Raw genomic sequence first — 12,473 nt, forward strand, 5'->3', positions numbered from 1 at the left:
TATTGCCTTATGGCAAATCAGAGCCGCGATCCCGACCGAAGACCTTCGCCTGAGGCCTTGCTGGAAACAGCAAGGCGCGAGGAAGATGCGGCCGGGCGGTTGAAGATCTTCGTCGGCGCCGCTCCCGGCGTCGGCAAGACCTATGAGATGCTGCAGAGCGCCCACGCCAGGCGCAAGGCGGGCGTCGATGTCGTGGTCGGTGTTGTCGAGACCCACGGCCGCGCCGAGACCGAGGCGCTGCTCACGGATCTGGAAGTCATTCCGCGGCGCCGTATCGATCACAAGGGCCAGGTCCTCGAGGAAATGGACCTCGATGCGCTGATCGCGCGGCGCCCGCAGATCGCACTGGTCGATGAGCTCGCCCATACCAACGCGCCGGGCAGCCGGCACTCGAAGCGCTATCTCGACGTCGCGGAATTACTGGCCGCAGGGATCGACGTCTATACCGCAGTGAATATCCAGCACATCGAAAGCCTGAACGATGTGGTCGCGCAGATCACCCATGTGCGGGTGCGCGAGACCGTGCCGGATTCGGTGTTCGATCGGGCTGACGCCATCGAGCTGATCGACCTCACCCCGGACGATCTGATCCAGCGCCTGAAGGAAGGCAAGGTCTACGTTCCCAAACAGGCCGAGCGTGCGCTGGAGCATTATTTCTCGCCCGGCAATCTCACGGCGCTACGCGAGTTGGCGTTGCGCCGCACAGCGGATCGCGTCGATGAGCAACTGCTCACTCATATGCAGGCCAACGCCATCGCCGGTCCATGGGCCGCCGGCGAGCGTATTCTGGTCTGTATCAGTGAGGACCCGCGCTCGGCCGGGCTGGTCCGTTACACCAAGCGTCTCGCGGATCGGCTTCACGCACCGTGGGCGGCGGTCAGCATCGAGACGCGGCGCAGCCTTCAACTCACTGAAGAACAGCGCGACGGGCTGGCCGATACGCTGCGGCTCGCCGAAACGCTTGGTGCCGAAGCCCTGACGATTCCGGGCGCTGGACGGCGGATCGCCGACGATCTGCTCGGCTATGCCCATGCCAACAACGTGACCCAGATCGTGATCGGCAAGGCATCGCGGTCATGGTGGTTCGAGCTGGTACGCGGCTCGGTGGTGCATGATCTCGTTCGGCGCGCCGGCAATATCAGCGTGCATGTGATTGCTGGCGATGCGCTGCCCACGGAGCCTGCCGCGAAACGCGCGCAGATGACAGATCGCGTCGAGCCATTCGATGCCAAGCCCTATCTCGCGGCACCGGCGATCGTGGCTGTTGCGCTGGGTGCTGCTACGTTGATGCGGCCGCTGTTCGGGGTCGAGAACGTCGATCTGGTGTTCCTCACAGCCGTAGTCGTCGTCGCGGTTCGCTTTGGGCTGTGGCCATCGATCATGGCAAGTGTGGTGGCGTCACTCTGTTATAATTTCTTTTTCCTGCCGCCGGTCTACACGCTCACCATCACCGATCCGACCAATGTGGCGGCGTTCTTCTTCTTCATGCTGATCGCTATTCTGGTGTCCAATGTCGCGGCACGGGTGCGCACGCAGGCCGTCTCGGCCTTCGGTCGGGTGCGGACAACCGAGTCGCTCTACGCGTTCAGTCGCAAACTCGCCGGCACGGCGGCGCTCGACGATGTGCTGTGGGCGAGCGCCTATCAGATCGCATTGATGCTCAAGGTGCGCGTCGTGCTTTTGCTGCCGGAACAGGGCGTCATCACCGTCAAAGCGGGCTATCCCCCTGAGGACGAGTTGGACAAGGCGGATCTGGCCGCTGCCAACTGGGCCTGGAGCAACGATCGACCGGCCGGTCGTGGCTCCGACACATTGCCAGGTGCCAAGCGGTTGTTTCTGCCGATGCGCACCGGCCGTGGACCGATCGGCGTGATCGGCATCGACGATGACCGTACAGGTCCGCTGCTGACACCGGACCAGCGCCGGTTGCTGGATGCGCTTGTGGACCAGAGCGCGCTGGCCATCGAGCGTGTGCAACTTGTGGAAGACATGGACCGGGCTCAGCGCAACGTCGAATCCGACCGGCTCCGTCAGGCGCTGCTGACCTCGATCTCGCATGACCTGAAGACACCGCTGGCCTCCGTGCTTGGTGCAGCCTCCACGCTGCGGGACCTGTCGCCGAAGCTCACCGAGGCTGAAAAAGCCGACCTGCTCGGTACGGTGATCGACGAATCCGAACGGCTGAACCGTTTCATCGCCAATCTGCTTGATATGACCAAGCTGGAATCCGGTGCCGTGGTCCCGAACGCAACGCCGCACGATCTCGCAGAGATTATCGGCAGCGCGCTGCGCCGAGCCGGCAAGATCCTCATCAAGCATCGCGTTGCGCTGGATCTGGCGCCGGACCTGCCCATGCTGGAGCTTGACGCGGTGCTGTTCGAGCAGGTGCTATTCAACCTGCTCGACAATGCCGCAAAATATGCCCCGGACAACAGTGCCATCGCGATCAAGGCGATGCGCGACAAGGAGTCGGTTTTGCTGCAGGTGACCGACGAGGGGACGGGCATTCCACCCGCCGATCTCGAGCAGGTGTTCGATAAATTCTACCGCGCCAACAAGGGCGATCATGTCAGGGCGGGCACTGGCCTCGGCCTTGCGATCTCTCGGGGCTTCGTTGAGGCAATGCATGGCACCATTTCGGCCGCCAATCGCGTCGACCGCAGTGGTGCCGTGCTGACCATTCGTCTTCCCATCCCGCCGGCCTCCGAAGCTCTGGACACCGCCGCATGAATACCGCTGCCATCAAGGTTCTGATCATCGATGATGAACCGCCGATCCGCAAATTGCTGCGCATGGGCCTCAGCACCCAGAGCTATGACGTCCTTGAGGCCAGCAACGGCAAGATCGCGCTGGAGAAACTGGCGGAGAAGCCCGCTTTGATCATCCTCGATCTGGGCCTGCCGGACATCCAGGGCCATGATCTGCTGCAGATGATTCGCGCCCGGGACGACAGTGTGCCGATCGTGGTGCTGTCCAGCCGCGGCGATGAAGCCGGCAAGGTGCAGGCGCTCGATCTCGGTGCCGACGACTATCTCACCAAGCCGTTCGGCATGGATGAGTTGCTGGCGCGGATGCGGGCCGCTCTTCGGCATCAGCTACAGGTTCATGGCGAGCGGCCGGTATTCCGCTCCGGAGAATTGTCCGTCGATCTGGTGCGCCGGATTGTGAAGGTCGGCGACCGCGACGTGAAACTCTCACCGAAGGAATATGAGCTGCTGCGGGTCCTGGTGCAGCATGCCGGCAAGGTGCTGACTCACCGGTTTCTGCTGAAGGAATTGTGGGACGAGCTCACCGACGCGCAATATCTGCGCGTCTATGTCCGCCAGCTCAGGCAAAAGATCGAGCTTGATCCGGAGCGGCCGCAATTCGTCCTGACGGAAACGGGTATTGGCTATCGGCTGCGCGCCGGAGAATAGCCAACCATGAAACCGTTGCGCGGTAGGCTATTTCGTCTGCCGCGCTATCGATGCCGGCGCGTTGTAGTCCAGCAGCCGGATCGCCTCGTCGGCGGCTTCCACCATCTCCGACATGAGTTTGCGTGTTCGCTCGAAATCGGCAGCGGTCATGCTGCGAAACAGCATGTCATTCACTGGACGCTGAACGGGTGCCAATTCATTGAGCAACGCGCGCGCTTTCGGGGTGATGGTCAGGATGACGCGGCGACGGTCTTCCTCGTCGGTCTCTTTCTCGACAAGGCCGCTTGATACCAGCTTGTTGATTTCAATGGTAATGAACGCGCCGCTGAAGTGTAGATGCTCGGCAACCTGATTGACGCCAATCTTCTCATCGGTGCCGCTCAAATGAGCAATCGCAATCAGCACCGTATACTGCGTGCCTGATAGGCCAATAACGGCGCCGAGCTGCCCGCGCACAGCCTGAAGCCGCGCCGAAAACGCCAAAGTGTCATGAACGAATTGACGGAAAGCCCGATCCGACCCGTCGACCATCAATTGTGGCCGCGAAATCGTCGGCTCTACCTTCATTTTACGTGATTTGCTTCTAGTCGCCATCAGGCCCCCGCACACCTATGAGTCGTATAGCGGCGGCGTTACTTACAAACAAGTTGGAACCGGCGCGGGGCAGATCAGCCATGCTTGACAGCACGAGCTTTCGTTCGATAATATAGCTTTGTTATAAAGCTATATGTGTGCCGTTGGGTTTTGCGATCAGGAGATGACCATGGGCGCCACTGCGGACGTGGATCCCCGCGCCTTCCGCCAGGCGCTCGGGCAGTTTGCCACCGGCGTCGCCGTGATCACGGCCGAAGCCGCCGATGGTCATGCGATCGGCCTGACCATGAGTTCGTTCAACTCGGTCTCGGTCGATCCGCCGCTGATCCTGTTCTCAATCGACCGCAAGGCCTTCAGCCTCAAGGCGATGACCGAGGCCAAGGGCTACGCCGTGAACATCCTCGGCCGCGACCAGGAGCGCCTGTCGAACAAGTTCGCCAGGGCGCTCGACGATAAGTGGGCGGCGGTCGAGCATACGCTGGGCCATGAGGCGGCGCCCCTGATCGCCGGCGCGCTCGCGCACTTCGAATGCGCGCCATACGCGCAATATGACGGCGGAGACCATGTAATCTTCGTCGGCCGGGTGGTGAAGTTCGCCGCCTATCCGGCCAACGAGCCGTTGATCTTCTTCCGCGGGGCCTATCGCAGCCTTGCGAGCACCGAGCGCAGTCCGGAATGGCCGCTGCCGATGCACTACTGAAACAACACACCTGAAATGCTCATCATGACTGAAAGTGACCGAGGCAACCCATGATCAAGACCGGCGAACAGCATATCGCGAGCCTGCGCGACGGCCGTGAAATCTATCTCGATGGCGAGCTGGTGGATGACGTGACTACCCATCCGGCATTCCGCGGTGCGGTAGCTTCGATCGGGCGGATGTTCGATTTTCAGAGCGCGCCGGAAAATCGCGACCTGATGACCTTTGAGACCGAGACCGGTACCCGCGCCAACCGGATCTGGGAATTGCCCGGCAGCTATGATGCGCTGGTCAATCGTCGCCACGGGCTGGAAGCCTGGACCGAGCTGCATGCCGGGTTCATGGGCCGCGCGCCGGATCACGTCGCCTCCTGCATCGCAGGTATGTATATGGGTGTCGAGGTGTTCGAGGCTTACGACAAGGCGCGCGCCAAGGCGCTGGCTGACTACTATCGCTACGCCCGCGACAACGACCTCTACCTCACTTACGTCATTATCAACCCGCAGGCCGACCGCTCCAAGAGCGCGGCGGAGCAGGCCGATCCGTTCCTGTCAGCGGGCGTGGTGTCGCGCGATGCCGAGGGGCTGACGATTCGTGGCGCCAAGATGCTGGCGACCGGCGGCATCATGGCAAACGAGGTGTTCGTCACCTGTATTCAGCCGCTGCAGCCCGGTGACGAGAAATATGCGGTGTCCTTCGCGATTCCGATGAACACCAAGGGTCTGAAAGTGCTGTCGCGCAAGTCGTACGAGGCTGCGTCGCCGTCGGTATTCGACAACCCGCTGTCGAGCCGGTTCGATGAAAATGATGCCGTGCTGTACTTCGACGACGTGAAGGTGCCTTGGGATCGCGTGTTCATCGTCGATGACATCGCGATGTGCCAGAAGCAGTTCCACGCCACTCCGGCGCATGTGTACCAGAACTACCAGGCCATGATCCGGCTCTCGGTGAAGCTGCGCTTCCTGATCGGCATCGCATACCGGACCGCCGAGACCAACGGTATCGCCGGCTTCCCGCAGGTGAAGGAAATGCTCGGCCAGCTCGCCGCCGAAGTGTCGATGGTCGAGGCCTTTGTGGTGGCGATGGAGACCAAGGGCACGCAGCGCGGCGCCTACTACGTGCCGGACCGGGCCATGCTGTATTCGGCGCAGGTTCTGACCCAGCAACTCTATTCCAAGGTCATCAACACCCTGCGCGAACTCGCCGGCGGCGGGATGATCATGCTGCCGTCGTCTGTGAAGGACTTCGCCAATCCGGAACTGGCGCGCCTGATCGGCAAGACCCAGCAGTCACCGGCCGCCAGCGCGACCGAAAAGGTCAAATTCTACAAGCTGGCCTGGGACGCGGTCGGCTCCGAATTCGCCTCGCGTCACTCGCAATACGAGATGTTCTTTGCCGGCGCGACCTTCGTCACCAAGGGCCATGCCTTCCGCACCTATGACTGGATGAGGTCGGCGGCGTTGCTCGACAAGATGTTGTCCAGCTATGACCTTGCTGATGAAGTCACCACCTCTGCAGCGCCGGTCACCTCGCCGCGCGCTGTCGCTTGATCCGTCCCTTCAGGAAACCTGACCATGGCCATCAATAAACTTCACGATGAATTCCGCACCGTCGATATGTCCTCGGGATGGGAGACGCCTGCGGGCTATCCGGCCGGCATCCAGCAGAAGATCCTGTCGGGCGCGCTCGACGAGGCGAACAAGCGTGGCAGCCGGACCCGCCTGCTGCGTTTCGAGCCGGGCGTTTACACTACCGAGCCATTCGTGCACGAATACTGGGAAGAGGTATTCCTGTTCACCGGCGATCTGATCGTCGGCAATGACAAGCAGGGCAATGGCGGCGAGTCTTTCAAGCCAAACACCTATGCCTGCCGTCCCCCCGGTGCCTATCATGGTCCGTTCAAGTCGGTAGGCGGTTGCGTGCTGATGGAGATCCACTATTTCGATCCAGTCTGAGACAGCGCCGCGGCGTCTGATCGTTGGCATCACCGGGGCATCGGGCACCATTTATGGTGTCCGTCTGCTGCGGCTGTTGCAGGCAACGGACGTCGAAACGCATCTCGTGCTGAGCAAGTCGGCCAAGATCACGCTGACCCAGGAGCTGGATCTCAAAGTGTCCGACGTCACCGATCTGGCTGACGTCGTGCATCAGGCGGATAATATAGGCGCGACGATTTCCTCCGGATCGTTCAAGACCATGGGCATGGTGATCGCGCCGTGCTCGATGCGCAGCCTGGCGGAGATCGCCAGCGGCGTCACCTCGTCGTTGGTGACGCGTGCCGCTGATGTCGTGCTCAAGGAACGTCGTCGGCTGGTGCTGATGGCGCGCGAAGCACCGCTGCATCTCGGTCACCTGAAATCGATGGCGGCAGTGACTGAAATCGGCGCCATCGTCTATCCGCCGGTCCCGGCCTTCTATGCCAGGCCAGCCAGTATCGAACAGATGGTCGACCAGACGCTGGGGCGGGTACTCGATCTGTTCGATATCCAGACCGATGTGGTGAGCCGCTGGAATGGCCTCAATCCCGCCAAGACCCGGGATATCCCATGACCGCGCCGTTGCCGGACGTGACAAGCGTGGCGGCACGATGGCAATGACGGATGATGGCCGGGACCTTGCAGCAGAGAGCTGGGCCTTCGCCCTCAAGCTCTATGCAGAGCCCGGCGTGTCTGACGCCTGCCTGAAGTTGCAGGCCGATACCGGCGTCGATGTCATGATGTTGCTGGTGGTGATCTTCGCAGCGGCGCAGCGGCGTATCGTCCTGACCGTTCCCGACATCAAGGATATGGACAATGAATGCCGCCCATGGCGCGAACAGGTGGTTCGTCCCCTTCGCGCACTCCGCACGGCGCTGAAATCCGGCCCAGCGCCCGCCCCCTCCGAAGTGACCGACAGTCTGCGATCCCAGATCAAGGCGAGCGAACTGATCGCCGAGCGTCTTGAGAACGATCTGCTTGCTGCCTGGCTGCAGGGCAGGGTATCTCAGGACCGCAGACCGGCGCGGGAAGCGATTGGCGGCGTCATGCGTGACGTCGTGCTGCTAGCACTGGGCGAGGAGCGTCATCATCAGATTGGCAGCCTGCAGGCCGCCTTCGACACGCTTCTCTCAGCCACTGATAAATTCGTGCAATGATGCATTGCACGCTGCCAAATTAGTCAGTCTGTGCCTAGCGAGCATGCTTGACTAGCTTTGGTGCTTAGCTATCTTTGTTCGCAATTCTGTGATCAGACGAGAAGAGAACAAAAATCCACATGACGCAGCAGATCCTCGACACCCGCTTCCGTTCCGCACTGGCACGTCTCGCCAAAAGCGACCGTATTCTGACATTCGAGAAGCCTGCTGATCCGCATCTGGAGATCGCGGCGGTGCTGAAAAAGCACGATGGGCGGCAAACGCTGCTATTTCCGTCGGTTAAAGGCTACGATGTTCCGCTGGTCGGGAATCTGCTGAGCTCGAAGGAAAACTGCGAGGCCGCATTCGGCCTCGATTTCAACGGTATCCGTGGCCTGGTACAGCGCGCCATGGGTGGTCCGCTTCCGCCCGAAGTCGTCGCCAACGCGCCGTCACAGGAAGTCGTGCTGAAGAGCGGTTTCGATATCACGAAGATGCTGCCGGCGCTGTTTCATGCGCCGGGGGATGCAGGGCGTTACATCACAGCTGGCATTGTCGTCGTCAAAGACCCCGAGACCGGCATCTACAACGCGTCATATCATCGGCTACAGCTGCTTGGGCCGGATCGCGTCGCCATCAAGCTCGACTTCGGTCGTCATCTCCGCCTCGCTTTCGAGCGCGCCAAGGCGCAGGGCAAGTCGCTGCCAGTTGCGGTCTGTATCGGAACAGATCTGGCGCTGCATTTCACGGCGGCGACCATGGGGTCGCAAATGCCGGAAAGTGCCGATGAGCTGGCTGTTGCCGGTGGTCTCGCCGGCAAGCCGCTGCCGGTGGCCAGGGCCGTCTCGCAGGACATGATCGTGCCGGCCGAATGTGAATTCGTGCTGGAAGGTGAAATCCTGGTCGATGACGTGGCTCCCGAAGGTCCGTTCGGGGAGTTTGTCGGCTTCGCCGCACCGGCGGCGGATGCACCCGTTTTGAAAATTACGGCCGTCACGCATCGCATGCGGCCGATCTATCATGTCATCAACGGTTTCGGGCGTGAGACGATCATTCTGCGTAAATACGTTCTCGAGGCCAGCCTGCTCAAGGTCTTGCAATCGGCGATTCCGATTGTCACCGACGTTGAAATGACCTCCGGCGGCTTGCATCGCTTCCACGCGGTCATTCAGGTCAAGAAGCAGAGCCGCCAGCATAACGGCCTCCAGCGCAATGCGATGATGGCGGCATTTGGTGCGCTGAAGGATCTCGATCTGATTACGATGGTCGACCACGACATCGATATTCGCGATCCCATCGATGTCGAATATGCGGTGGCGACACGCATGGAGGCATCGAGCGATCTCATCCTCATTCCGGGCGCGCGTGGCCACGAATATGTACGCGTCAGCAAGGAAGGCATCCGCACCAAGCTGGGCATCGATGCGACGGTACCGTTCGAGGATCAGGACAAGTTCCGGCGTGTCGAATTCGCAAAGACCGATATCGAACTCAGTCATTTTGCCGCGGGTGAGGACAGGGCCACGCAGGCGCTCGGGCTCGTAGGAACGAACATTGCATAGTATCTGAAGCCCTCTCGACTTTCTCTCAACGGTTAGGAATCCCTGATGAAGCGACTTCTTGCAGCGGCCCTGCTGATGGGCACCGGACTGAGCGCCACTGTCGCGTCTGCGCAGGACTGGCCGACAAAGCCGATCAAACTCGTGGTGCCCTATGCGCCGGGTGGCTACACGGATGCGGTCGGTCGCATCACCGCGCGTTTCCTTGAGAAAGAACTGGGGCAGACGGTGATCGTCGATAATCGCGCCGGTGGTGGTGGTATCGTTGGTTCCGATCTGGTGTCGAAGTCGCCGGGCGACGGCTACACGCTGTGCGTCTGCAGTGTCGGAGCAATCTCGATCGCGCCGGTCGCACAGACCACGTCTTACGATCCGATCAAGAGCTTCAAGCCGATCAGCGTCGTCAGCACGATTCCGCAAACCGTGATTGTCAATCCATCTTTGCCAATCAACTCGATGGAAGATCTCGTCAAATACGCCAAGGCCAATCCGGGCAAGCTGACCTATGGCTCCAGCGGTGCAGGCGGGCTGATGTATTTCTCGGTCGCTCTGTTCGATGCGCGTGTCGGCACCAAGATGACTCACGTGCCATTCAAGGGCGGCTCGCCGGCAACCGCAGCCGTGGTCTCGGGCGAAGTCAATTTATCCTTCACCAACATGACCGACGCGCTGCCGCAGATCGAGGCCAATACCGTCCGCGCACTGGCCGTGACGTCCGCAACCCGCAGCGAGTTCACGCCGAAGCTTCCAACCGTCGCGGAGACGGTGTCGCCTGGCTATGCAGTGGAGTCGTGGAACGGCGTCATGGCGCCGGCATCGACGCCGGATGCGATCGTCGCGAAAGTATCGGACGCCCTGAAGAAAATGGCCGCCGATCCGGAAGTGAAGAAGAACATGGCGGTCGCTGGTGCGTCGACGGTGTTTACGACGCCTGCTGAATACACGGCACAGATCACCAGGGAAGTCGATCAGTGGCGCACGCTGCTCAAGGAAATCTCCGAGAAAAAGACCTGAGTGCGTGATCCCCGGTGGTGCCTGCTTCACGCAGGCGCCATCCGACCATCGTTTCGACGGCAAACGGCATAAGGGCCCGCCATGAAATCACTCGCGCAGCGTGGGAATTCGGACTTCTACACGGGCTTGCTTCTCGTCGTGGTTGCGGCCGTCGCTTTGCTCTATATCCGCACGCTGACCGTCGGCACTGTGCTCGAGATGGGCCCGGGCTACTTCCCGCTTGGATTGGCCTTGATCCTGCTGGGCATGGGTCTCGTCATGATCGTCAAGGGACTGACGACTGCAGGTGTTCCGGTCGGTGCGGTCCATCTGCGTCCCTTGTTCTTCATTCTGCTGTCCTTTGCCGCGTTCGGCTTGCTCGTCGAGCGGGCCGGGCTCGCCATTTCGATCGTGGTGCAAGTTGGCCTGGCGCATTTCGCTTCGCGTGAAACCACCTGGCTGGCCAGCGTAATCACCGCTGTCGCGCTGGCGATCGTATCCTCGATCGTTTTTGTCTGGCTTCTCAAGATTCCCGTGAGCGTGCTGCCATGATCGACCTGTTTGCCGCGCTCGGCCATGGCTTCTCGGTCGCCGCCACGCCGATCAACCTGCTGTTCTGTCTGATCGGCGCCGTCTGCGGAACATTGATCGGCGTACTGCCCGGTCTGGGTCCGGTGGCCACCATCTCGTTGCTGCTGCCAGCCACCTACGCCCTCGATCCGGTCGGGGCCATCATCATGCTCGCCGGTATTTACTACGGCGCGCAATATGGCGGCTCGACCACGGCGATCCTGGTCAATATTCCGGGCGAGTCCACGTCCGTCGTCACCGCCATAGACGGCTACAAGATGGCGCAGCAGGGTCGGGCCGGCGAGGCGCTGGCGATTGCTGCAATCGGCTCCTTCATCGCGGGCTGTTTCGGCACCGTGGTGATCGCACTCCTCGGTCCGCCACTGGCGTTGATGACGCAGAAGTTTGCGTCGCCCGATTACTTTTCCTTGATGGTGCTCGGCCTCGTATCCGCGGTGGTGCTAGCCAACGGCTCGGCCTTCCGCGCCGTGTCGATGATCTTCCTTGGCCTGCTGCTTGGCATGGTCGGTATGGACATCAATACCGGTGAAGCGCGAATGACGTTCGGTCTAATCGAGTTGTCCGACGGCATCAACTTCGTCGCGCTGGTGATGGGCCTGTTCGGCGTGGCCGAGGTGATCTCGAATCTCGAAGGCGTTTCCACCCGCATCGTCAACCATTCGAAAATCACCAGCATCTGGCCATCCTTCAAAGTGTTGCGCGGAGCCTGGGGCGCAGTGATGCGCGGCACGTTGCTGGGCACGTTGTTCGGCATCCTGCCCGGTGGTGGTGCGACAATTGCGTCTTTCTCATCCTATGCGCTTGAGAAGCGCGTATCGAAGACACCGGAGCGGTTCGGTAACGGCGCCATCGAAGGCGTTGCAGGTCCGGAGTCGGCCAACAACGCCGCCGCGCAGACATCCTTCGTGCCCCTGTTGACCATGGGTATTCCAACCAGCGCGACAATGGCATTGCTGGTCGGCGCGCTGACGCTGCATGGCATCGCGCCGGGGCCGACCATCATTTCGCGCCAGCCGGATCTGTTCTGGGGTCTGATCGCCAGCATGTTTATCGGCAATGCGATGCTGGTTATCATCAATCTGCCGATGATCGGGATCTGGGTGCGGCTGCTCAATGTGCCGTATCGTATTCTCTATCTGATTATCGTCGTGGTCTGTGCGATCGGCGTGTTCTCGGTCAATAATTCGAGCTTCGACATCTATATGACCGTGGGCTTCACGGCTCTCGGCTATATCCTGCGCAAGCTGGACGCAGAGCCTGCGCCATTGCTGATGGGCTTCGTGCTCGGTCCGATGGTCGAGGAGAATTTCCGCCGCAGCCTGATCACATCGCATGGCGATCCGATGGTGTTTCTGCAGCGGCCGATCAGCCTCGTGCTTCTGCTCCTGTCTGCAGCTTTGCTGATCTCCATCGTCATGCCGTCGATCAGCAAACGCCGCAACGAAGTCTTTCAGGAGTGACACCAGCCCTCTGTCGGCGGTGCGAATGACAAGAGAACGAGAGACTCC

12 protein-coding genes are annotated in these 12,473 nt (G+C 60.9%); 11 read left to right on the top strand and 1 reads right to left on the bottom strand.

What is annotated here, in order from left to right:
* Window positions 1–9: 9 nt before the first annotated feature.
* Both ACEK02_RS20930 and ACEK02_RS20935 read left to right on the top strand, forming a co-directional pair.
* On the top strand, window positions 10–2,730 hold the full coding sequence (locus ACEK02_RS20930; RefSeq protein ID WP_371423478.1) for a DUF4118 domain-containing protein: 2,721 nt from the start codon (window positions 10–12) through the stop codon (window positions 2,728–2,730).
* Complete coding sequence (locus ACEK02_RS20935) at window positions 2,727–3,416, top strand: response regulator (RefSeq protein ID WP_371423479.1); 690 nt, start codon at window positions 2,727–2,729, stop codon at window positions 3,414–3,416. The genes ACEK02_RS20930 and ACEK02_RS20935 overlap by 4 nt, the downstream gene beginning before the upstream one ends.
* A 27-nt stretch (window positions 3,417–3,443) precedes the next feature.
* On the opposite strand, the gene ACEK02_RS20940 is transcribed toward ACEK02_RS20935, so the two are convergent.
* Window positions 3,444–3,983 carry a MarR family winged helix-turn-helix transcriptional regulator gene (locus ACEK02_RS20940; RefSeq protein WP_371423480.1) on the bottom strand — a complete coding sequence of 180 codons (540 nt, stop codon included), beginning with the start codon at window positions 3,981–3,983 and terminating at the stop codon, window positions 3,444–3,446.
* 196 nt (window positions 3,984–4,179) lie between these two features.
* On the opposite strand from ACEK02_RS20940, the gene ACEK02_RS20945 reads away from it, so the two are divergent.
* From ACEK02_RS20945 to ACEK02_RS20985, 9 genes are all read left to right on the top strand, one after another.
* Entirely contained in the window at window positions 4,180–4,710 is a 531-nt protein-coding gene (locus ACEK02_RS20945) for a flavin reductase family protein (protein ID WP_371423481.1), read from the top strand.
* Between the two features lie 50 nt (window positions 4,711–4,760).
* Window positions 4,761–6,260 carry a 4-hydroxyphenylacetate 3-hydroxylase family protein gene (locus ACEK02_RS20950; protein WP_371423482.1) on the top strand — a complete coding sequence of 500 codons (1,500 nt, stop codon included), beginning with the start codon at window positions 4,761–4,763 and terminating at the stop codon, window positions 6,258–6,260.
* A gap of 24 nt (window positions 6,261–6,284) precedes the next feature.
* Window positions 6,285–6,665 carry a cupin gene (locus tag ACEK02_RS20955; RefSeq protein ID WP_371423483.1) on the top strand — a complete coding sequence of 127 codons (381 nt, stop codon included), beginning with the start codon at window positions 6,285–6,287 and terminating at the stop codon, window positions 6,663–6,665.
* A complete protein-coding gene (locus ACEK02_RS20960; RefSeq protein WP_371423611.1) occupies window positions 6,655–7,260 on the top strand; it encodes a UbiX family flavin prenyltransferase in 606 nt (201 codons plus the stop codon). Before ACEK02_RS20955 ends, ACEK02_RS20960 begins: the two co-directional genes overlap by 11 nt.
* A gap of 37 nt (window positions 7,261–7,297) precedes the next feature.
* Window positions 7,298–7,843 (top strand): TIGR02444 family protein, encoded by a 546-nt coding sequence (locus ACEK02_RS20965; RefSeq protein WP_371423484.1) that lies wholly within the window; start codon window positions 7,298–7,300, stop codon window positions 7,841–7,843.
* Between the two features lie 119 nt (window positions 7,844–7,962).
* Complete coding sequence (locus ACEK02_RS20970; RefSeq protein WP_371423485.1) at window positions 7,963–9,384, top strand: UbiD family decarboxylase; 1,422 nt, start codon at window positions 7,963–7,965, stop codon at window positions 9,382–9,384.
* A gap of 45 nt (window positions 9,385–9,429) precedes the next feature.
* On the top strand, window positions 9,430–10,395 hold the full coding sequence (locus tag ACEK02_RS20975) for a Bug family tripartite tricarboxylate transporter substrate binding protein (RefSeq protein ID WP_371423486.1): 966 nt from the start codon (window positions 9,430–9,432) through the stop codon (window positions 10,393–10,395).
* An 81-nt stretch (window positions 10,396–10,476) separates the two neighbouring features.
* The gene (locus tag ACEK02_RS20980) at window positions 10,477–10,926 is read left to right on the top strand and encodes a tripartite tricarboxylate transporter TctB family protein (protein ID WP_371423487.1); all 450 of its coding nucleotides are present in this window, start codon (window positions 10,477–10,479) and stop codon (window positions 10,924–10,926) included.
* Window positions 10,923–12,425 carry a tripartite tricarboxylate transporter permease gene (locus tag ACEK02_RS20985; protein ID WP_371423488.1) on the top strand — a complete coding sequence of 501 codons (1,503 nt, stop codon included), beginning with the start codon at window positions 10,923–10,925 and terminating at the stop codon, window positions 12,423–12,425. The genes ACEK02_RS20980 and ACEK02_RS20985 overlap by 4 nt, the downstream gene beginning before the upstream one ends.
* The last annotated feature ends 48 nt before the right edge of the window (window positions 12,426–12,473 follow it).

Origin of the sequence: Tardiphaga sp. (assembly GCF_041424195.1) — a bacterium.
Taxonomy (GTDB): Bacteria; Pseudomonadota; Alphaproteobacteria; order Rhizobiales; family Xanthobacteraceae; genus Tardiphaga.